Here is a 22271-nt window from a genome sequence, read left to right as displayed (position 1 = left end):
GATTGTGGAAATAAATGAGAACAATTGCAATTGATGCAATGGGTGGCGAAAATGCGCCAGAAGCCATTGTCCAAGCCGTTTTGCAGGCAAAAACAGAATTAAAAGAAACCAAATTTATTTTATTTGGTGACCAAGCAAAAATTAAAAAACTGGTCGGTTCCGATACTGACCAAATAGAGATAGTTGGTACAACAGAAGTTATTAATGATGAGGATGAACCTGTTAAAGCAATCAGGACAAAGAAAGATTCTTCTTTGGTTGTCGCAGCGCAGTATATTAAGCAGGGAAAAGCGGACGCACTTTTATCATTAGGAAATTCTGGTTCAATTCTGGCTAGTGGTATTTTTATTATTGGTCGGATTAAGGGGATTGCTCGTCCAGGATTTATGCCAACTTTACCTGTTAAAAATTCAGACGATGGTTTTAACATGATTGATGTTGGGGCAAATGCCAAGACCAAACCTGAGTACATCCTTAATTGGGCTAAAATGGCATCATATTATGCTGAAAAAGTACGCGGTATTAGAAATCCACGCGTTGCCCTTCTTAACAATGGGTCTGAAAGTGATAAGGGTGATGATGTTCATCAAGAAGCCTATCAATTATTGCTTGATAGTGAGTTAAACTTCATTGGTAATATTGAAGGAAATGAACTTTTAGATGGTAAAGCCGATGTTGTCGCAACAGATGGTTTTACAGGTAATGCCGTCTTAAAGAACATTGAAGGAACGTCTTCAGTTCTAATTCATTTATTAAAAGACAATTTGCTAAATAGTGGTTTTTTGGTTAAAATTGGTGCTTTATTAATAAAAAATGCCTTGAAAGGTTTAGTTTCAAAATTTGACGTTGATAAGTACGGTGGAGCAGTTTTACTAGGCCTGGATGCCCCTGTAGTAAAGACTCATGGACGTTCAGACCAGCGAGCAGTCTATTTTACAATTAAACAGGTCGATAAAATATTAAAAGAGAATATTATTGACAAATTTAGGGCTGAATTTGCTACTGATAAATAAAAAGTAATAAAGGAGAATTGATAATGACTGAACAAGAAATTTTTACTAAAATAAAGGACATTTTAGCCGATAATTTTGAAGTCTCTAAAGACAAGATTACAGAAGAAACTAATTTTACAACTGATTTAGATGCTGACTCAATTGACTTAGTAGAGTTCATTTTACAATTAGAAGATGAATTTGGTGCAGAAATTTCTGATGAAGATGCTGAAAAGATAAAAACAGTTGGCGATGCAGTTAGTTACATTGCTTCACATCAAAATTAATTTCAACAAATTTCAGGTTGATATTTGCATATAGCCATTTTGATGTATATAATTAGAAATTAAATAAATTTATTAAGTATCTTTAATAAACTTGTTGAAAAATTGAGAGGGGAAATGGCCTTTGGAAAAACAAAGTGATCTCTTGCTAGATATCCAGCATCTTCATACTGCTTATCGTCTAAACGGAAAGTTTTACGATGCAGCAGACGATGTCAACATTACTCTGAAGCGAGATGAAATTTTATCAGTCGTTGGTGAATCTGGCTGTGGTAAGAGTACAATAGCCGCAAGTATTATTGGTTTATATGACCATAAAAATACAAAAGTAACTGGAGATATTCTATATAATGAATTAAACCTGGTCGGTTTAAATGAATCTCTATTTGATAAGATTCGTGGAAATAAGATTGGTATGATCTTCCAGGATCCACTAGCCAGTTTAAACCCACTTATGCGTGTAGGCGACCAAGTTGCAGAAACTCTATACTACCACACCGATATGAATGAAAAAGAACGTCATGAACGCGTTATCGAATTGTTCAATCAAGTTGGTATGCCAAAGCCGGAAGAAACATACTCAATGTATCCCTTCGAACTTTCAGGTGGCTTGCGTCAACGTATCGTGATTGCCATGGCAATTGCCTGCAAACCAGAAGTTATTATTGCTGACGAGCCGACTACAGCCTTGGATGTAACTATTCAAGCACAAATTCTTGATTTACTTGAAGATATTCAAAGACAATCTCATTCAGGCATTATTTTGATTACGCACGACTTGGGTGTTGTGGCAGAAACAGCTGATGAAGTCGCTGTTATGTATGCCGGTCAAGTAGTTGAAAAAGCAGACGTTAAGACAATTTTCAACAATCCGTTACACCCATATACACGTTCATTATTGAACTCTATGCCTCAATCTGATGATACAGATGAAGATTTACACGTTATTCATGGAACCGTTCCATCATTGATAAACATGCCACGTGAAGGGGATCGTTTTGCGGATAGAATTCCGTGGATTCCTGCGAGTGCCCATGAAAAGGAACCAGTCATGCATGAAGTTGAGCCAGGTCACTGGGTAAGATGTACATGCTGGAAGACGTTCCACTTTGATGATTCTGAAGCAAGTGGGGAGTAATTATGGCAAAAGAAATTATTCAAGTAAAAGATTTAAAGGTACACTATCCAATTAGATCTGGTTTTTGGAATCGTATTACTGATTATGTTCGTGCGGTTGATGGTGTCAGCATCACTATTAACGAAGGTGAAACATATGGCTTAATTGGTGAGTCAGGTTCCGGTAAGTCAACAACTGGAAAAGCAATTGTTGGTGTTGAACCAGTAACAAGCGGCGAAATTATTTATCATGATGTTGATATTACAAAGTCTAAGAATCGTCGTAAGTTAAACTATAACAAAGATGTCCAAATGATCTTTCAGGATTCAATGTCTAGTTTGAATCCCAGAAAGCGAATCGAAGACATTATTGCTGAACCAATTCGTAATTTTGAGAATTTAACCACTGATCAAGAACGTGATCGTGTACAAGAGTTATTGGACATCGTTGGTATGCCAAGTGACTCAATTTATAAGTACCCACATGAATTTTCTGGTGGTCAGAGACAAAGAATTGGTGTTGCACGTGCGGTTGCAACAAATCCAAGGTTGATTGTTGCCGATGAGCCAACAAGTGCTTTGGATTTGTCGGTTCAGGCGCAGGTTTTGAACTTTATGAAGCATATCCAACAGCAATATAACATTGCATATTTGTTTATTTCTCATGACTTAGGTGTTGTTAAGCACATGTCTGAAAACTTGGCTATTATGCACCGTGGTCGTCTAGTAGAAATTGGTAGTCGTGAGGACATCTACAACCATCCAATGCATATCTATACTAAGCGGTTGCTTTCAGCAATTCCTGTTGTTGACGTTGAACACCGTGCAGAAAACAAAAAGCATCGTGAAGAAGTCGATCAAGAATTTCAAAATGACCAAAGTAAGTGGTACGATCAAGAAGGTCGTGTCTTCCCACTGCAACAAGTTTCAGGTAAGCACTGGGTTGCTTTGCCAAAAGATGAACTTGAACGTGAAGAGCTAAAAGAAGAAGGGAGAAATTAATAATGTGGAAAACAGTCTTAAGACGAGTATTAATCATGATTCCTCAGGTGATTATCTTGAGTATTTTGATCTTCTTCTTAGCTAAAATGATGCCTGGAGACCCATTTAGTGGCCAAATTAATCCTAATACTGATCCAAAACAACTTGAGGCTTTAAAACGTGCTGCTGGTTTGTACGATCCGATACCAGTGCAATATGGTCGCTGGGTTGGTAACTTATTTAAAGGTGACTTAGGTACTAGTTATATCCAACATGTTCCAGTAACTTCACTAATTGCTGACCGTGCTGTAAATACTTTTTGGCTCGCGCTGTTAACTACTACCATAAGTTATGGAATCTCAATTCCTTTGGGCATTACCGCTGGTCGTCACCAAGACGAATGGCAAGATCAAGCAGTTCAAATTTTTAACTATGTAACTTTTGCGGTACCACCATTTGTCTTCTACATCTTAGGAATTTGGCTATTTGGTTTTACTTTAGGTTGGTTCCCAATCTCAGGTTCTGTGTCACCTAATGCTTCTGGTTTCTGGGGTACTTTAGGTAGTCAAATCTATCACATTATTTTACCTGCTTGCTTGGTTGCCTTAATTACAACCACTTCAATTGTACAGTATTTAAGAACTGGTATTGTTGATAATAAGGTTGAAGATTACGTTCGTACAGCCCATAGTAAGGGTGTTCCAGAAAATGTTGTTTTCCGTAAGCACATTTTACGTAACTCACTTTTACCAATTGCCTCTTCATTTGGTACAACAATTACTGGATTATTAAGTGGGTCAATGATCGTTGAGTCAGTCTTCAGTTATCCAGGAATGGGTAAATTGTTCCTTGACTCAATTGGTCAACGTGATTACACAACCTTAACAGCATTAATTTTAATCTTTGGTATTCTTACTTTACTCGGTAATTTATTATCAGATATTATTATGAGTATAGTTGACCCACGAATCAGAATTAAGTAAGGAGGAAAAGAAATGTCTGAAAAGAAAGAAAACACTTCAACCGAAGAAGTTAACAAGAAAAAAGTTTCTGCTCCTGCTTCAAGCATTAAAGTGATTGCGCGAGAAATTTTTAAAGACAAAGTTGCTTTAACTGCATTTATTGTTATAATTGCAATTTTACTATTTACCTTTGGTGGTTCACTTTTCTTGAACGCCGAAAAGGTTACTGAAACTAACATTATTGATGCCTACTATGGTTGGGGAACCAATGGACACTTATTAGGTACTGACGACGGTGGTCGTGATATTGTAAAACTATTGATTATGGGTGGACGTAACTCAATTCTTATTGGTATGGGTGTTACTGCTATCTGTGAAGTTGTCGGTTTGGTTGTCGGACTAGTTTCAGGTTATTATGGTGGTTACATTGATGCAATTATCATGAGAATTGTTGATTTTATCCAAGTTTTACCTGTAATGCCAATCGAAATTGTTTTGGTAACAGTTATTCCTCACTATAGCCCGTTGAGTTTGGTTTGGATAATTTCAATGTTTGGTTGGACTGGAACGGCAAGGTATTTTAGGGCCTTCATTCTTTCCCAACGAGGTCGTGATTATGTGTTAGCGTCAAAGACTTCTGGCTCGTCTGACTTTAAGATTATGTTCCGTGAAGTGTTACCTAACATTACCTCAATGATTATCATCGACGTTGTTATTGCAATTGCAAGTAACATTGGTGTTGAAACAACTCTTTCATTCATCGATTACGGTTTACCATCTTCTGTGCCTTCACTCGGTACATTAATTGGCTTTGCAAATGACCCAGTTAATGTTGTTAGTCGGCCTTGGTTGTGGCTTCCAGCAACGGTTATGCTGTTAGCTATTTCACTTAGTATTAACTATGTAGGTCGAGCATTACAACGTGCAGGTGATGCAAGACAACGTGAAAACTAAAAATAAAAAGACTTGTGAGAGCAAGTCTTTTTTGTTGCAGTGAAAAAGAGTAGGAAGTGGTCACATTTAAAACTAGCGGTAAATATGTTAAAATTATTACATTAGCTTATTCCAAGAACATACGGGAATTTATTATTCATTGATTAGATAGGAGTTTTTAAATAATTATGAATAAGTCAAAAATTCTTCGTTCCATAGGTTTAGTGTCTGCTGCGGCTTTGACACTAGTAGCCTGTGGTAAAAGTAATAATACTGCTAATGATGAAAATGCTAAGACGGCAAGTAAATTTCCTCAAGCAGTGCCAGAAAAAGAGGCTAAGCAAGGTGGTACTTTAAAGTACGCTATTAAAACAGATACACCATTTACTGGTATTTTTTCAGATGAATTATCGACTACTGCAATTGATAGTTCAGTAGCTGAACCTGGTGAGGAATCATTATTTGATACTGACGACAGCTACAAAATCACTAATAAAGGTCCAGCAACTTTTAAACTAGACCGAAAAGCTAAAACAATTACAATTACAGTGAAAAAGGGTGTGAAGTGGTCTGATGGTAAGCAAGTAAATGCTAAGGACCTCGAATACCCATATGAAATCTTAGCAAACAAGAAAACAAAGGCACAAAGATATAGCAGTCAATTTGAAGAAATTGTTGGTATGAAAGAGTACCATGATGGAAAAGCCAAAACAATTTCAGGAATTGAAATGCCAGACGGTGAGTCAGGTAGAACTATTGTTTTGCACTTCAAAGAAATGAAACCAGGGATGCTTTACAGTGGTAATGGTTACTTCTGGGAATCAGCAGCGCCATACCACTATTTGAAGGATATTCCTTTTGATAAATTACAATCATCTGATCAAATCAGAAAGAAGCCGATGTTCTTTGGTCCGTTTAAAGTTCAAAAAATTGTCCGTGGACAATCAGTTACTTGGGTTCCTAATAAGTACTATTGGCGTGGTGAACCAAAACTAGCAAAAATCGTTTCACAGGTAGTTTCCGATAACTCAATTTCGCAAAGTATTAAAAGTAATAAATTTGATGTTACAGAAGTAGTTAATTCACAATGGAATGAAGTTAAGGATACTAAAAATGTTAACTTTGTAGCGCAAATCCCTCTTAGCTATCACTACTTAGGCTTTAAAGTAGGTAAATGGGACGATAAGCAAGGCAAGAATGTTACTAATCCTAAAGCAAAGATGAATAACAAGGCATTGCGTCAAGCTATGGGCTATACAATGAATGTTTCATCTGTTGATCAACATTATACTTCTGGTTTAAGCTTCCGCATCCCAACTCTAATCCCTGCTCAATTTGGTGATTACTACGATAAAAGTGCCAAAGGTTATGATTATAACTTGAAAAAGGCAAATCAGCTACTTGATAAGGCTGGCTATAAGAAGAAAGGTAAATGGCGTGTTCAACCTAACGGTAAGCCATTAACCATTAACTTCTTGGCAATGACCGGTAGTTCTGTTCAAGAGCCAACCGTTCAAAACTATATTCAACAATGGCAAAAAGTTGGCTTGAATGTAAAGCTTGTCGGTGGCCGTTTGAGTGAATTTAATTCATTCTATGATAAGATTCAAAACGACAACCCTCAAGTTGATGTGTTCATGGCTGGCTGGAGTTTAGCGAGTGAGCCATCGCCAGCAGCGCTTTATGGTGAAACTTCTCCAATGAACTACACTAGATTTGTTACGCCAAAGAACAATAAACTATTGAAAGAAATTGATTCGCAAAAATCATTCAATCATAGCTACCGTGTAGATAAGTTCCATGAATGGCAAGATTACATGAATGACGAGGCTTACGTAATTCCTCTAGATAACTCATACAAAGTAATAGCTGTTAATAAAAAGATAACTGGCTACTCAACAAATCCATCTGAAAATTCAAATGGACACCAATTATGGTATAAAGTTGGCTTTACTAAATAACTAAGTTTATGGCAATACCTCAAGATATTATCTTGGGGTGTTTTTATTTGCTATTTTATTTTAAAAACAGAACTACCGGTTGACATTTTTAATAAAATTAAAATAATATTAATAAAAGTGATTGACACGTTTAATTTATTCATATAATTTTAACAAAACTAATTTTAATTCTGAATTTGAAGGAGTACTTTTATGAAAAGAGCAAAACTAGCTGGATCGGCAGGAATGTTGAGCCTTGCTGCGTTGACTTTGGTAGCATGTGGCAAAAACAATAATGCGGACAACACTAATAATGCAAAAACAGCAAGTCGTTTTCCTAGTGCAATGCCCAAAAAAGAAGCTAAACAAGGCGGCACTGTACGGGTGGCATTGGAAACAGATACCCCGTTCACAGGGATTTTTTTAGATGAACTGTCTGTCACTAGTTTTGATGCTCAAGTTGCTTCTCCAGGTGAGGAATCATTATTTGCAACTGATGACTACTACAAGATAACTGATGACGGTCCTGCTACAATGAAATTGGACAAAAATAAAAAGACCATCACCATTACAATCAAAAAGGGCGTTAAGTGGTCAGATGGTAAGCAAGTAACCGCTAAGGACATGGAATATTCATATGAGATTTTAGGTAATGCAAAAACTAAGGCACAACGATATTCAACCAAATTAGAGGCTCTTAAAGGGCTGAAAGAATACCATGAGGGAAAAGCTAAAACAATCTCCGGAATCGAATTACCAGATGGTGAAAACGGTAGAACAATGGTTTTACACTTCGATTCCATCAAGCCCGGCATGGCGTATAGTGGAAATGATTATTATTGGGAAGGCGCTGCACCGTATCATTATTTGAAAAATGTTCCTTTTGACAAACTTGAATCTTCAGATGAGGTCAGAAAAAAGCCTTTGTACTTTGGCCCTTATAAGTTGGACAAACTAGTTCGTGGACAGTCAGCAACTTGGGTTCCTAATAAGTACTATTGGCGTGGTAAACCAAAATTGGATAAGATTGTTTGCCAAGTCGTTTCAACTAATTCCACAACTCAAGCAATTAAGAGCCATAAGTTTGATGTTGCTAAGGTAATTAACTCTCAATGGAAGCAAACCAAAGATGCTAAAGGTGTTAATTTTATAGCAAAGATTCCATTGTCATATAGTTATTTGGCTTTCAAAGTTGGTAAATTTGACGCTAAGACAAGTAAGAACGTCATGAATCCAAAGAGCAAAATGAGTAACAGGTCTCTTCGTCAGGCTATGGCATATGCCATGAACATAGATCAAGTTAACAAGAAGTACAATAGTGACTTAAACTTCCATATTCCAACTTTGATTCCAGCGCCATTTGGCGATTACTTTGACAAAGATGCTAAAGGTTATAACTACAACCTTAAAAAGGCAAATGAAATTTTGGACAAAGCTGGCTATAAGAAGAAGGGTAAGTGGCGTGTTCAACCAAATGGCAAGCCTTTAAAGATTAAATTCTTAGGTATGGCAGGATCAGCTGTCCAAGAACCAATCATCCAAAACTATATTCAACAATGGCATAAAATTGGTTTAAATGTTAGCTTGTATAATGGACGTTTAATAGAAATTAACTCATTCTATGATAAGGTCCAAAATGACGATCCTGGTGTTGATATGTTTATGGGTTCTTGGAGTTTGTCAAGCGAACCTTCACCTGCTGATATTTACAATGAAGGTGCACCATTTAACTTCAGTCGTTTTGTAACTCCTGAAAACACTAAGCTTTTGAATGAAATAGATTCACAAAAAGCATTTGACCACAAATACAGAGTTGAAAAATTTCATGAGTGGCAAGAATATATGAATAAAGAAGCTTATGTAGTTCCAGTTAACAATTCGTATGAAATTACTGCTGTTAATAAGAAGCTGACAGGGTACACATTAAAACCTTCACATTCTAATTCAATTTGGTATGAAGTTGCATACGCTAAATAAGCAAAAAACTCGAGTAAAACTCGAGTTTTTTATTGTTTTTGAAAAAGAATAATATAAAAAGCTTAACTTTTAATTAACTAAATTATTGCAATTATCATTTTTAATGCTAAGATAAAATTATTAACTTGTTTCGAGAGCTCAGTTAAATTCTTATTTATTTAAGAAGGAGAATCTCGCTTATGAAAAAGAGTAAGTTTTTAAGTTCGTTAGGAGTTGTTACTGCTGCAGCCCTAACACTGGTTGCATGTGGTAAAAGTGAAAGTTCAAACAATGAAAGTGCCAAAACAGCAAGTAAGTTTCCAATAGAAACTAAGAGTTCAGCTGTTAAAAAGGGTGGCACTATCAAGGTTGCTGAAGAAACAAATACACCTTTTACAGGTATTTTCAATGAAGAATTGCAAATGAGTCAGCAAGATGCTGATGTTGCAAGTCCAGGTCAAGAATCACTTTTTGATACAGATGATCATTACAAGATTAATGATAAAGGTCCAGCCACTTTAAAACTTGATCGTAAAGCTAAAACAGCTACAATCACGATTAAAAAAGGTGTAAAGTGGTCAGACGGTAAACAAGTAACCGCAAAAGATGTTGAATATGCTTACGAAATTATTGCGAATAAGGCTACTAAGTCACAACGTTATGCATCACAATTCAACATTATCAACGGCATGGAAGAATACCATGAAGGTAAAGCAAAGACCATTTCTGGTATAGAGATGCCTGACGGTGAAGATGGCCGAGTAGTTGTATTGCACTGCAAGGAATTAAAGCCAGGTATGTATTACAGTGGTAACGGCTATATTTGGGAAATGGCTGCACCATATCACTACTTAAAGGACATCCCATTCTCTAAACTTGAAAGTTCAGATGAAGTTAGAAAGAAACCTTTGTACTTTGGTCCTTACAAGGTTCAGAAGATTGTTCGTGGTCAATCTGTAACATGGGTACCAAACAAGTACTACTGGCGTGGCACTCCTAAACTAGATAAAATTATTTATCAAGTTGTTTCACCTAACTCTGCTTCACAATCAATCAAGAGTGGGAAGTTCGATGTTACTCGTGTTATCAACAGTCAATGGAAGCAGGTTAAGGATACTAAGGATGTAAACTTTGTAGCACAAATTCCTTTAGGTTATCGTTATCTTGCCTTTAAAGTTGGTAAGTGGGATGCTAAGAAGTCTAAGAATGTCATGAATCCAAATTCTAAGATGCATGACAAGTCACTTCGTCAAGCTATGGCTTATGCAATGAACACAGATGCTGTATACAAGCACTATACAGATGGTCTTAGTTTCCAAATCCCAACTTTAATTCCAGCACCATTTGGTGACTATTTCGATAAGAGCAATAAGGGTTATACATATAACCTTAAGAAAGCTAACCAAATTTTGGATAAAGCTGGATACAAGAAGAAGGGTAAGTGGCGTACAACTCCAGAAGGTAAGCCTTTAACAATTAACTTCATGGCAATGTCTGGTCAAGCAATCAACGAACCAATTGTTCAAAACTTTATCCAACAATGGAATAAGATTGGTTTGAACGTTAAATTGCTTGGAGGTCGTTTAACTGAATTCAACTCATTCTACGATAAGGTTCAACATGATGATCCTAAGGTAGATGTCTTTATGGCTGGTTGGACGTTATCAACTGAACCATCACAAGAGCAGATGTTCAGTGAAGGTACAATGTCGAACTACTCACGTTTTGTAACTCCTGAAAACACTAAGTTGATTACGGAAATGGATTCACAAAAAGCCTTTGATCACAAGTATCGTGTTGACAAGTTCCATGAATGGCAAAAGTATATGAATGATGAAGCCTACGTCATTCCAATGTACAATGAGTATCAAATTGATGCTGTTAACAGCAAGTTAGTTAACTACTCATTGAAGCCTTCTAAGTTAAACAATGGTCACCAATTATGGTACAACGTTGGTTTTGCTAAGTAAAAAATCAAATAAGCCTAATATATGAAAAGAGTTAAGAAATCTAGATTTCTTAACTCTTTTTTTGTGGTAAATTTTTATCAAAAACGTCCTTATTAACGATAATTGCTAAAATGATAAAAATAAATGAAATAAATATTAGTTTTTTATTGATTTTATAATTTTTGATGGTATTATTTTATTATTAACTTGTTTCTAATACTCAATTAAAATTTTACGAATTAAGGAGGAACACGCTTTATGAAAAAAGGTAAATTTATCAGTTCCCTTGGTATTGTGTCAACAGCTGCTTTAGCACTAGTTGCTTGTGGTAAGAGCGGTAATGGAGGCAATGAGGGCGCTAAGACGAATAGAAAGTTCCCAATTGAGTCTCCCAATAAGACTGCTAAGCAAGGCGGAACAGTTAAAATAGCGTTAGAATCTGACACACCATTTATTGGAATTTTTAACGAAGAGTTGCAAAATGATCAGCCTAGTGCTGATATATCAAGTCCTGGTCAAGAATCTCTTTTTGATACGGACGACCATTATAAAATTAATGATAAGGGGCCAGCAACTCTAAGACTTAACCGCAAAGCGAAAACTGCTACAATCACAATTAAAAAAGGTGTAAAGTGGTCAGACGGTAAACAAGTAACCGCTAAGGATGTTGAATATGCTTATGAAATCATTGCTAATAAGGCCACTAAATCGCAGCGTTATTCCTCTCAATTTAATATCATCAATGGTATAGAAGAATACCATGAGGGCAAAGCCAAGACAATTTCTGGTATTGAAATGCCTGATGGTGAAGATGGTCGAGTAGTTGTAATACACTGCAAGGAATTAAAACCAGGTATGTATTATTCAGGTAATGGATATATCTGGGAAAAAGCTGCACCATATCATTATCTTAAAAATGTACCTTTTTCTAAGCTAACCTCATCTGATCAGCTTAGAAAAAAGCCACTATATTTTGGACCATATGAAGCGCAAAAAGTTGTTCGTGGTCAATCAGTAACTTGGGTGCCTAACAAGTACTATTGGCGTGGTAAACCGAAATTAGACAAAATCGAGTATCAAGTGGTTACTACAAATTCTGCTTCACAATCTATTAAGAGTCATAAATTTGATATTGCGCGGGTTGTGAACAGTCAATGGAAAGAAGTAAAAGACACTAAGGATGTAAATTTTGTTGCCCAAATACCATTAGCCTATTTCTACATGGCGTTTAAGGTCGGGAAGTGGGATGACGCAAAGTCTAAGAATGTAATGGATCCTAAAGCTAAGATGGGTGACAAGTCACTTCGTCAAGCAATGGCATATGCATTAAACACGGATTCTGTATATAGGCACTATACTGACGGCTTAAGTTTCCAAATTCCGACCTTGATTCCTGCGCAATATGGCGATTACTTTGATAAGAGCAACAAGGGCTACACTTTTAATCTTAAAAAGGCTAATCAAATTTTAGATAAAGCTGGTTATAAGAAGAAGGGAAAATGGCGCACAACTCCTGATGGTAAGCCGTTAACAATTAACTTGTTGGCTAAGGCTAAGACACCAATTGACGAGCCGATTATTCAGAACTATATCTTGCAGTGGAAAAAGGTTGGTTTGAATGTTAAGTTAGTAGGAGGTCGTTTAGCCGAGTTCAACTCATTCTATGACAAGGTTATACATGATGATCCAAATGTTGACGTCTTTTTAGGGGGATGGACACTTTCATCTGAACCGTCACAGGCCGAATTGTATAGTGAAGGAACCATGCAGAACTATTCCCGTTTTGTAACTCCTGAAAACACTAAATTGCTAGAAGAAATGGACTCTCAGAAAGCCTTTGATCATAAATATCGTGTTCAAAAATTCCATGAATGGCAAAAATATATGAATGATGAAGCATATGTTGTTCCAACATACAACGTGTACCAGATTGATGCTGTTAACAGTAAGCTGACTGGATATTCATATAAGCCATCTAAGATGAATAATGACCATCCATTGTGGTATCGAGTAGCTTTTACTAAGTAAAAGTATCTTGCTTAAGGTAGATAGGCCAAATATTTATAGAAAACTATTACATGAATTTGATGTAATAGTTTTCTTTTTCATTTTTGAAGGTAAAAACTGGTATAATCTATAAAGAAAAAGGGGCTGAAAAGATGGTCAGTACAAAATTTATTAATCAATTAAAAACCAAATACAAGATTAGCTTTAATAACCCAAAATTATTGGAGGAAGCTTTTACACATTCATCGTATGCCAACGAGCATCCGAACGATGGCGTTCGTGATTATGAAAAGCTAGAATTCTTGGGCGATGCAGTTCTTGAATTAGCCATTTCAGATTATTTGTATCGTAATTTCCCTCAACTTAATGAAGGGGAACTAACACGGATGCGGTCAAATATTGTGGATACCGAGGGCTTTGCTAGGTTTGCACAAGAATTTGGCTTTCCAGCTGAAATTAATTTAGGTCATGGTGAGGAAAAAGCAGGAGCAAGAGCCAGAAAAACGCTCTTGGAAGATGTTTTTGAAGCATTTAACGGTGCACTTTTTCTTGATCAAGGCATGAATGCAGTTGAACACTTTCTAAGATTGACGGTTTTCCCAGAAATTGATGCCGGTCATTTTGACGCATCGCGGGATTACAAAACAGACTTACAAGAATTTTTACAACAGGACGGACCGGTTAAAATTGAATATCAAGTAATAAAAGAAGTTCAGACACCTTCTAGTTTTACTGTTCAGTTAGTTGTAAATGGGAAAGTGATTTCTCAAGGTAATGGGCATAATAAAAAAGCGGCTGAACAAGAAGCTGCTAAGGTTGCCTTAAACGAACTCAATTAGGAGGATAAGTGTTTGCCATTAACAGAACTTATCATTGATGGTTTTAAATCATTTGCTGAAAAAACTAAAATTGAATTTGACACTGGTATTACCGGAATAGTTGGCCCAAACGGTAGTGGAAAAAGTAACATTACTGAAGCAATACGTTGGGTAATGGGTGAATCAAGCGCCAAGTCGCTACGTGGGTCAAATATGAAAGACGTCATCTTTGCAGGTAGTGAATTTCGTAAGCCCGCTAATCGCGCTGAAGTTTCAATGATTTTTGATAACAAAAAACGTGAACTTAATTTTGATGATGACCACGTAATTGTTACCAGAAGAATACTGCGTTCCGGGGATAATGAGTACTTAATCAATAAGCGTAGTGTTAGGCAAAAAGATGTCCGTGCTTTATTTTTGGACTCAGGAATTTCTCAAGATAGTCTTGCAATTATTTCGCAGGGGCGAGTAGATCAGATTCTAAATTCCAGACCGGAAGAAAGACGAAGTCTATTTGAGGAAGCTGCTGGAATACTCCATTTTAAAAAGCAAAAAGAAGAAGCCAGTGCTCAATTAGACCAAACTACTGAAAATCTAATCAGAATTAACGATTTGGTCAAGGAACTGGAACAACGAATTGAACCGCTACATGAGCAAAGTTCACTTGCTAAGGAATATCAGTTTCAAAAAGATAGTTTAGATGAAGATTTAAAAACCCTATTAGCATTTGAAATTGAAGACTTAGATGAACAAAAAAAGGCAGTTCAAGAAAAAGCTGATCAAAACCAAGTTCTTTTATCAAAGCTTGATAGTGAAGTGAAAGAATCTCAAGCAGCGGTTGCTGCCAAGCGTTCAGAGTATAAAGCTGCAAATGATGAACGCGAACAAATTCAGGAAAAACTACTTGCTTTGACAAAGAAACTTTCTGATTTGAATACTGAATTGCAGGTTGCTGAGCAAAGCAAACAGTATAGTGAAGCAACAAAGAAAGAGTATCAGAAAGAGCTAGCAGATCTAAAAAAGCAGATTGCTGACTTACAAGAAGAATCTGCGGCGCTACTTCAGCAAAAAAAGGAACTAGCTGAAGAACAAGCTCAGCTGAAAGATAAAAGAACTAAGCTAACCGAGCAATTGGATGAAAATCCAGAGCAATTAAATAAGAAATTAGACGATCTAAGAGCAGATTATATTCAACTTTTGCAAGATCAAACTTCTAATAATAATGAAATTGTTTATTTAAATTCAGAACTTAAGCGCACTAGCGATGATAGTGATTATCAGAATGATGATGTAGTTAATCAGCTTGAAAAAGCGGATAGTGAGCTTGAACGGCTACGTGAGCAAGGAAAAAAATTAAAAGAAAAACACCAAAAGGCTAGAGCCGATGTAAAGCAATTGACTGACAAACAAGCTAGTCAACAAGCAACTTTAGCTAATTTGCGTCAAGTAGTCAGTGATAATAACCAGCGCTATAGTCAGGTTAATGCTAGGTATGAAGCACTTAAAAACATTAGAAACCGGCATGAAGGCTATTATTATGGTGTAAAAAACGTGCTTAATAATTTAAGTGATTTTCCAGGAGTTATTGGTGCGGTTGGAGAACTAATAACTTTTTCGGCTGAATTTGAAGCGGCAATGACTACTGCTTTAGGCGGAGGAGTTCAAGATCTTGTGACCACTTCTCGCACTAGTGCGCGTGATGCGATTAATCGATTAAAAATGAATCATAGTGGTCGTGCCACTTTTTTACCACTCGATGGTTTAAGAGTAAATGAAATACCTTCCTCAACAGTTAAGATTGTTGAATCTTATGACGGCTATCAAGGGGTAGCAAGCCAGCTTGTCAAAAGCTCTACTGAAGAAGATATTAGTGCTGCAATCAATTATTTGTTAGGCAGCACAATTGTGGTTGACACAATCGATAACGCAATGAAAATTAGGCAACGAGTTGCTCGGTATCGTATTGTTACACTCGATGGTGATATTATTTCGCCTGGTGGTTCAATGACAGGAGGAGCGCGAAATCAAAAAAATAATTCCCCGCTTCAGACTGTTTCTGAACTTAACCAATTAAAGAAAACACTTGCTCAACTGAAAGAGCAAATGGCAAAAGATCAAGTGCAGTTTACTGAATTATCTGATTCTAGTGATTCTTTAACTGAAGAAATTACTCAGCTACAAAACAAGGAACGAGAATATAGCAGAGACTTAGGTGAGGCCGTTCTTTCTTTTCAAAATCAGGAGAAGGAAGTTAATCGATTAAAGGCTGCCAAACGTTTGCTGGAAGCTCATCAACAAGAACGTGACGAGCAAATTGCAAAGATTAAAGAAAAGATTTCGTCAGCTGAAAAACAAAAAGCTGATTTTGTCAAAAAAATTGACCAACAAAAAGAATTAATTAGCAAGATACAAGATAGAATCAAAAACTTTACCGAGCTTAATCAAAAAGTTCAGGCGCAGCTTTCTGAATTAGATCCGCAAATTGCTGTTTATACTAATAAGTTGGAAAACCTAACTAGACAAGAAAATGACAAGGCCGTAGGCTTGAAACAGCATCAAGCTCAGCTCAAGTCTTTGTCCGAAAAATTATCTTCCCTCAGTCATAGTGGCGAGCTAGACCAGGCTAAGAAAAAGCAAATGGATGAAGAAATTAAGCAAGGCTCTGTTGAAAAAGAAGAATTACAAGCTAGTTTAAATAATCTTAGTTCAAAGCTGGGACAATTTGATGCTAAGATTAATCAGCTCGATCAAGTGGCAAGTAGAAACTATGATTTGCGCAAAGATGCAGCAAGTGAACAAGAAGACTTCTCAGTTAAGATTGCTCGTCTAACTAGTCAAATTGATCAGCGACTTGACCAATTAAGTAAAGATTATTCTTTGAGTTTTGAAGCTGCTTTGAATCAGGCGCAAAGCCCAAATAGTCAAGAAACCCGTGAACAACTTCAAAAGAGTGTAAAATTACACAAAATGTCACTTGAAGATATTGGGCCAGTTAATTTAAAGTCAATTGAAGAGTATGAGAACGTTAAGAAACGGTACGACTTCCTTAACAATCAACAAAATGACTTAATCAAGGGTCGTGACAATTTGCGCGAATCGATGGCAGAATTGGATCAAGAAGTTAGTTCAAGATTTGAAGCGACATTTACCGCAGTTGCTGAGAGCTTTAGTCAACTATTTCCAGTAGTTTTTGGCGGCGGTAATGCTAAACTTGTTTTAACTGATCCGGACGATATGTTAACTACTGGAATCGAAATCATGGCAGAGCCACCTGGTAAAAAGTCACAACGTTTAAGCTTACTTTCCGGTGGTGAGCGTGCTTTAACTGCGATTACGTTATTGTTTGCGATGCTAAAATATAAACCTGTTCCGTTCTGTGTTTTAGATGAGGTTGAGGCCGCTCTTGATGATGCTAATGTAACTAGGTTTGCCAACTTTTTGGAAGAATATGATATGCATACTCAGTTCATTGTTATTACGCATAGACGTGGAACGATGGAACGCGCGGATCAGTTATATGGGGTAGTAATGCAGGAGTCGGGAGTTTCGCAGGTACTTTCGGTTTCATTGAAAGAACTAAAAGATGAGGTGAATTAACTTTGGGTTTATTTGATAAGATAAAAAAATCTTTATTTGGTGAAGATGAAAATACAGATAAAGAAACGAAAAAAGATGAGAAAGCCGAAGAAGAAAACGCTGAAAAAACAGCTGATGGTGAAGAATCGGCACAAGACGAAAGCATAGAAGAAGCTGAAACAGCAGAAGAAAATCTGGAAGATGATTCTTCGAATCAATCTAACGATGTTGAAGAAGATACTGCCCAAGAAGATGTTGATTCTGACTCAACAGATAATGAGGAAAATGAAGTAGAGGATCAAACATGTTCTGAAGAACAACAATCTGAAAATCAAACTGAGTTATATGAAAAGGGATTAGAAAAGACGAACAAAGGTTTTGGTGCTCGTTTGAATCGCTTTTTTGCTCAATTTAGAACGGTTGATGAAGATTTCTTTGATGATCTAGAAGAGCTGTTGATTGAATCAGATGTTGGTTATGAGACAGCAGAGCAGTTAACCGATGCTTTGAGGGATGAGGCTAAACTACAAAAGGCTAAATCTCGCGATGATCTTAAAAAAGTTATTGTTGAGAAAATGGTTGAGCTATACGATCAAAATGGTGACAGCGAAAACGAAAAACTAAGTCATCATGATGATGGCAAGACTAACATCTATCTTTTCGTTGGTGTTAATGGCGCTGGTAAAACTACCACAATTGGAAAATTGGCCAAACGTCTTAAAGATGAAGGTAAATCTGTTTTACTCGCTGCTGCAGATACTTTCAGAGCTGGTGCAGTTGAACAATTAGTTGAATGGGGTAAACGTGTCGATGTTCCTGTTGTTACCAGTAAAGAGCAAGCCGATCCAGCCTCGGTAGTTTATGATGCAACTAAGAGAGCAATAGACGAACAAGTTGATTACTTGCTAGTTGACACTGCTGGACGCTTGCAAAACAAAAAGAACTTGATGAATGAGCTTGAAAAAATAGAGCGAACAATTAAAAAATTAGCTCCTGACGAACCAACAGAAACGTTGCTTGTTTTAGATGGTTCGACTGGTCAAAATGCATTACTTCAAGCAAAAGACTTTGACAAAACAACTAAATTAACGGGTTTAGTTTTGACTAAATTAGATGGTTCCTCTAAAGGTGGGGTTGTTTTGGCAATTAGAAACGAAATGAAATTACCTGTGAAATTGGTTGGTCTTGGTGAAAAAGCAAGTGATTTAGCCGATTTTGATGCCGCAGACTATGCAGTTGGTCTTTTTCACGATTTGGTTTAAGATAGAAAGATAGAACAAAAAGAGGAGATACTTGATGAAAGAATATAGCGCATGTACCACAATTTTAGTAGGTAAAAATGCTTCTGTTGACGGTTCGACTATGATCTGCCGAAACGATGATACTTTTCGTCCAATAACACCACAGAAGTTCATTATCGAACCTGCTGCAAAAGGTGAAAAGGGCCGTAAAATTAAGTCTTGGCTAAACAAATTTGAAATGGATTTGCCAGAAGATGCTCAAGCAGTTCCAGCAGTTCCTAATGTTGATTATAAAAATCGTGGTTACTACGATGAAAGTGGAATTAATCAAGAAAATATTGCAATGTCGTGTACTGAATCAACTTATGGTAATGAACGTGCATTGGCCTATGATCCACTTGTAAAAGATGGTCTTGATGAAGATTGTATGCAGACAGTTGTTTTGCCATACATTCATTCTGCTAGAAACGGTGTAGAGTACTTAGGGAAATTAATTGCTAAATATGGTTCACCAGCTGGAAACTCTGTTCTGTTTGGTGATAAGGACGAAATTTGGTACATGGAAATAGTTACCGGTCATCATTGGGTAGCTGAACGTATACCAGATGATGCATATGCTGTAGCAGCTAATCGTGTTTCAATTGAGCAAGTTGATTTTGAAGATACTGACAACTTCATGTGGAGTGACGGTATTCGTGAGTTTGTTGAGGAACATCATTTGAATGTCGATCATGAAGGCTGGAACTTCCGCCATATTTTTGGTACTTACAGTCAACAAGATCGTTTTTACAACACTAACCGTGTTTGGTATGGTCAAAAGTACTTTAATCCAGAGATTGAACAAGATCCAACAGACGGTGATTTGCCATTTATTAGACGTGCTGCTAAAAAAATCACTCGTGAAGATATCGAATTTGTTTTAGGTAGTCATTATCAAAACACTCCATATGATCCTTTTGGTAAGGGTACAGAAGAAGAAAAGCATCGCTTCCGTCCAATTGGACTTAACCGTACCCAAAATGCACATATCTTACAAATAAGAAATGATGTACCAGATGACAAGGCTGCTGTAATGTGGCTTTGTATTGGTGGTCCAACTTTCACACCATTTGTTCCATTTTTTGCTAATATGAATGATACTGATCCTTCATATAACAATACTTCAATGGATTACAATATGGATGACGCTTGGTGGTACTACAAGTCACTTGCAGCGTTGGTAGAGAGTCATTACCCACAATTTGTTCAGTTAGATACTGATTACTTGAATGAACTGAACCAATACTATCGTCACCGTGTACATGACATTATTGAAGGTGCCGGTGAAAAATCTGGAGCTGAATTGACTGCTTACTTAACGAAGGCAAATCAAGAGACCGTTGCGTATACTAGAAAACGTTCAGAAAAATTATGGGCACAAATGATGATTGATTCTATCAATATGTCTAAGCTAACCTTTAATATGGATGCTAATCTATAAGTCACTTTTAGAGATAAGTGAAAAACCTCCTAGTTTTTACTAGGAGGTTTTTTAATGCTGTTTAATTTCGTTTATCCATCGTTGAGTGTCTGATTCCGTAAAAGCAATAAATAATAAGCCCAATAATGGTCCAGAAGAACATGTATTTTTTAGCTTGCATGTCTAATCCCCAGAAAACGGCGAAAGATCCCAAAAATGCTAAGAACGGTAAAACCGGATACCATGGCATTTTAAAGGCTGGATCAGTAATATCTTTTCCTTCACGCGGACGTAAGCGATAAATTCCGATTGAAACGAACATAAAGGCAATTAAAGTTCCTGCAGATACCAATTGCGTTAAAAAGGTAAACGGTATGAAGGCAGAAATAAAGATAGCAATAATTGCAACTGTCCATAGCGAACATGTTGGACGACGAGAAGCCGATAATTTTCCTAATTTTTTAGGTAGCATCCCATCACGACCAAACGAATATATCAAACGTGAACTAGCCAAGCAAAGGCCAATCAAGGCGGTAAACATGCCTAAAACCGCGACAGATTGGACAATTACTGCGACCATCCCATGACCCGTTTGCCTTAATGCGTAGCCAACTGGTTCTGCTGAATTAAGATATTGTTGATAAGGTACCATTCCTACTAGAACTAGACTAACAGCAACAAATAATGCAACTGAAATAAGCAAGGAACCGATAATTCCACGCGGCATTGTCTTTTGCGGATTGACTGCTTCAGCTGAATTTGAAGCGATTGTGTCAAAACCTAAAAAAGAAATGTAAATCATTGAAACGCCAGCATATATTCCTTGCCAACCACCAAAAGCACCGTGGCTAGTAGGCCGGTATGAAGGAACAAAAGGAATGAAATTAACTTTTTGTACTGCGGTTAGACCAACAACAACAAATAAAAGGATTGCCAGAACCTTTGTTACAACTAAAACATTTTCAATTTTTGAAGCTTTAGATACACCGCAGCTAACAATCAGAGCAGCTAGTGTAATCGCAATTAAGGCAATAAGATCAAAGAAGCCGCCGTTTACTCCTAAAGGGTTAGCTAACGCATTTGGTAGTTGCCACCCAAGTGGAGCAATTAAAGCGCGGAAATTGGCTGAAAGCCCTGAAGCAATAAAGGCCATTCCAATAAGATATTCAGCAAGTAGTGCCCAGCCAGAAATCCAGCCCCAGAATTCGCCGAAGATAACATTAATCCATGAATAAACTGAGCCTGCAAATGGCATTGCTGCTGCCATTTCAGCGTAGGCAAATGCAACCAAACCAGCAACGATTGAAGCAATTACACAGGAAATCGCGACAGCAGGACCAGCGTGCAGGGCAGCAACTTCACCAGGCAGGGTGAAAATTGAGGTTGAAACAATTGTTCCAACACCTAAAGCTAAAAAATCTCGGACTTTTAATGTGCGGATTAAGTGACCATCTTTTTTTTGATAAATGGCCGGATTTTCTTTCCGATTCATTTTTTTCCAAAAGTTCAAACAAAAATCTCCTTAGTGTTATGTTAAATTTAACAAGCAAAAGCTTGTCATTACTGTATTCTTACCTTTTAGTCAAAATAGCACCGTAATGATACAAGCTATTATCTTTGAATGCAAGAAACTTTAATTGGATTTTTTAGGTAAACTCATCTTTCTAGATCGTCAAGTACGCGCATTTTTGCTATACTGGTTCAAGGTGAACGCAATGGATGAACTAACAAAAAATGAAGTCCTAGGTGATTTATACGCCTATTATGGAAAATTATTGACTAAAAACCAGCAAAGTTATTTTGAAGATTATTATTATAATGATCTTTCTTTGGGTGAAATTGCTCTGAATCATCAAGTTTCGCGGCAAGCAGTTTATGATAACTTACGGCGTTGCCGCACGCTGCTAGTCAATTATGAGGAAAAACTGCATATGCAAAAAGACTATAATGAAATTGAAGAGAAGCTAGGTCAAATTTCCATTGCAATTAAAGAAAAACAGCAAAATCAAGCTTTAAATGATATTAACGAGTTATTGCATAAAATGAGGGGAGAATAA

The 22271-nt window shown here is 36.9% G+C and carries 16 protein-coding genes; 15 read left to right on the top strand and 1 reads right to left on the bottom strand.

Annotation, left to right across the window (positions count from 1 at the left end; all coding sequences use genetic code 11):
• Positions 1-14: 14 nt before the first annotated feature.
• From plsX to DKL56_RS04645, 14 genes are all read left to right on the top strand, one after another.
• A complete protein-coding gene (plsX, locus tag DKL56_RS04710) occupies positions 15-1013 on the top strand; it encodes a phosphate acyltransferase PlsX (RefSeq protein WP_109715596.1) in 999 nt (332 codons plus the stop codon).
• A gap of 23 nt (positions 1014-1036) precedes the next feature.
• A complete protein-coding gene (acpP, locus tag DKL56_RS04705; protein WP_109715595.1) occupies positions 1037-1279 on the top strand; it encodes an acyl carrier protein in 243 nt (80 codons plus the stop codon).
• Positions 1280-1400: 121 nt separating this feature from the next.
• Positions 1401-2414 carry an ABC transporter ATP-binding protein gene (locus DKL56_RS04700; RefSeq protein ID WP_046307128.1) on the top strand — a complete coding sequence of 338 codons (1014 nt, stop codon included), beginning with the start codon at positions 1401-1403 and terminating at the stop codon, positions 2412-2414.
• Between the two features lie 2 nt (positions 2415-2416).
• The gene (locus DKL56_RS04695; protein ID WP_109715594.1) at positions 2417-3394 is read left to right on the top strand and encodes an ATP-binding cassette domain-containing protein; all 978 of its coding nucleotides are present in this window, start codon (positions 2417-2419) and stop codon (positions 3392-3394) included.
• A 2-nt stretch (positions 3395-3396) separates the two neighbouring features.
• Positions 3397-4356 (top strand): oligopeptide ABC transporter permease, encoded by a 960-nt coding sequence (gene opp4B / locus DKL56_RS04690; RefSeq protein ID WP_046307121.1) that lies wholly within the window; start codon positions 3397-3399, stop codon positions 4354-4356.
• A gap of 12 nt (positions 4357-4368) precedes the next feature.
• Positions 4369-5289 (top strand): ABC transporter permease, encoded by a 921-nt coding sequence (locus tag DKL56_RS04685; protein ID WP_074425163.1) that lies wholly within the window; start codon positions 4369-4371, stop codon positions 5287-5289.
• A gap of 167 nt (positions 5290-5456) precedes the next feature.
• On the top strand, positions 5457-7229 hold the full coding sequence (locus tag DKL56_RS04680) for an oligopeptide ABC transporter substrate-binding protein (protein ID WP_109715593.1): 1773 nt from the start codon (positions 5457-5459) through the stop codon (positions 7227-7229).
• A 192-nt stretch (positions 7230-7421) separates the two neighbouring features.
• A complete protein-coding gene (locus DKL56_RS04675; RefSeq protein ID WP_109715592.1) occupies positions 7422-9185 on the top strand; it encodes an oligopeptide ABC transporter substrate-binding protein in 1764 nt (587 codons plus the stop codon).
• A 179-nt stretch (positions 9186-9364) separates the two neighbouring features.
• Positions 9365-11134, top strand: a complete 1770-nt coding sequence (locus tag DKL56_RS04670) for an oligopeptide ABC transporter substrate-binding protein (protein WP_109715591.1) — start codon at positions 9365-9367, stop codon at positions 11132-11134.
• A 237-nt stretch (positions 11135-11371) separates the two neighbouring features.
• Positions 11372-13141, top strand: coding sequence for an oligopeptide ABC transporter substrate-binding protein (locus DKL56_RS04665; protein WP_109715590.1), 1770 nt, complete (start codon positions 11372-11374; stop codon positions 13139-13141).
• A gap of 131 nt (positions 13142-13272) precedes the next feature.
• Positions 13273-13959: a ribonuclease III gene (rnc, locus tag DKL56_RS04660; protein WP_109715589.1), complete on the top strand. Its 687-nt coding sequence runs from the start codon at positions 13273-13275 to the stop codon at positions 13957-13959.
• A gap of 12 nt (positions 13960-13971) precedes the next feature.
• Positions 13972-17535, top strand: coding sequence for a chromosome segregation protein SMC (gene smc / locus DKL56_RS04655; protein ID WP_109715588.1), 3564 nt, complete (start codon positions 13972-13974; stop codon positions 17533-17535).
• 2 nt (positions 17536-17537) lie between these two features.
• On the top strand, positions 17538-18776 hold the full coding sequence (ftsY, locus tag DKL56_RS04650) for a signal recognition particle-docking protein FtsY (RefSeq protein WP_109715587.1): 1239 nt from the start codon (positions 17538-17540) through the stop codon (positions 18774-18776).
• A 34-nt stretch (positions 18777-18810) separates the two neighbouring features.
• Positions 18811-20235: a C69 family dipeptidase gene (locus tag DKL56_RS04645; protein WP_109715586.1), complete on the top strand. Its 1425-nt coding sequence runs from the start codon at positions 18811-18813 to the stop codon at positions 20233-20235.
• A 61-nt stretch (positions 20236-20296) separates the two neighbouring features.
• Here DKL56_RS04645 and DKL56_RS04640 read toward each other — a convergent pair whose 3' ends face one another.
• Positions 20297-21724: an APC family permease gene (locus DKL56_RS04640; RefSeq protein WP_162542503.1), complete on the bottom strand. Its 1428-nt coding sequence runs from the start codon at positions 21722-21724 to the stop codon at positions 20297-20299.
• Between the two features lie 205 nt (positions 21725-21929).
• Between DKL56_RS04640 and ylxM the strand changes: the two genes are divergently transcribed.
• Positions 21930-22271, top strand: coding sequence for a YlxM family DNA-binding protein (gene ylxM / locus DKL56_RS04635; RefSeq protein WP_046307101.1), 342 nt, complete (start codon positions 21930-21932; stop codon positions 22269-22271).

Source organism: Lactobacillus apis (assembly GCF_003150935.1).
In the GTDB taxonomy this organism is placed as follows: Bacteria; Bacillota; Bacilli; order Lactobacillales; family Lactobacillaceae; genus Lactobacillus; species Lactobacillus apis.
This window is presented reverse-complemented; position numbering and strand designations above follow the sequence as displayed.

Bases quoted from the DNA above. Each gene is read 5' to 3' on its own strand.
- DKL56_RS04675 (WP_109715592.1), top strand. From the start codon at position 7,422: ATGAAAAGAGCAAAACTAGCTGGATCGGCAGGAATGTTGAGCCTTGCT.
- DKL56_RS04645 (WP_109715586.1), top strand. From the start codon at position 18,811: ATGAAAGAATATAGCGCATGTACCACAATTTTAGTAGGTAAAAATGCT.
- DKL56_RS04685 (WP_074425163.1), top strand. From the start codon at position 4,369: ATGTCTGAAAAGAAAGAAAACACTTCAACCGAAGAAGTTAACAAGAAA.
- acpP (WP_109715595.1), top strand. From the start codon at position 1,037: ATGACTGAACAAGAAATTTTTACTAAAATAAAGGACATTTTAGCCGAT.
- opp4B (WP_046307121.1), top strand. From the start codon at position 3,397: ATGTGGAAAACAGTCTTAAGACGAGTATTAATCATGATTCCTCAGGTG.
- DKL56_RS04680 (WP_109715593.1), top strand. From the start codon at position 5,457: ATGAATAAGTCAAAAATTCTTCGTTCCATAGGTTTAGTGTCTGCTGCG.
- DKL56_RS04665 (WP_109715590.1), top strand. From the start codon at position 11,372: ATGAAAAAAGGTAAATTTATCAGTTCCCTTGGTATTGTGTCAACAGCT.
- ylxM (WP_046307101.1), top strand. From the start codon at position 21,930: ATGGATGAACTAACAAAAAATGAAGTCCTAGGTGATTTATACGCCTAT.
- rnc (WP_109715589.1), top strand. From the start codon at position 13,273: ATGGTCAGTACAAAATTTATTAATCAATTAAAAACCAAATACAAGATT.
- plsX (WP_109715596.1), top strand. From the start codon at position 15: ATGAGAACAATTGCAATTGATGCAATGGGTGGCGAAAATGCGCCAGAA.
- DKL56_RS04670 (WP_109715591.1), top strand. From the start codon at position 9,365: ATGAAAAAGAGTAAGTTTTTAAGTTCGTTAGGAGTTGTTACTGCTGCA.
- DKL56_RS04695 (WP_109715594.1), top strand. From the start codon at position 2,417: ATGGCAAAAGAAATTATTCAAGTAAAAGATTTAAAGGTACACTATCCA.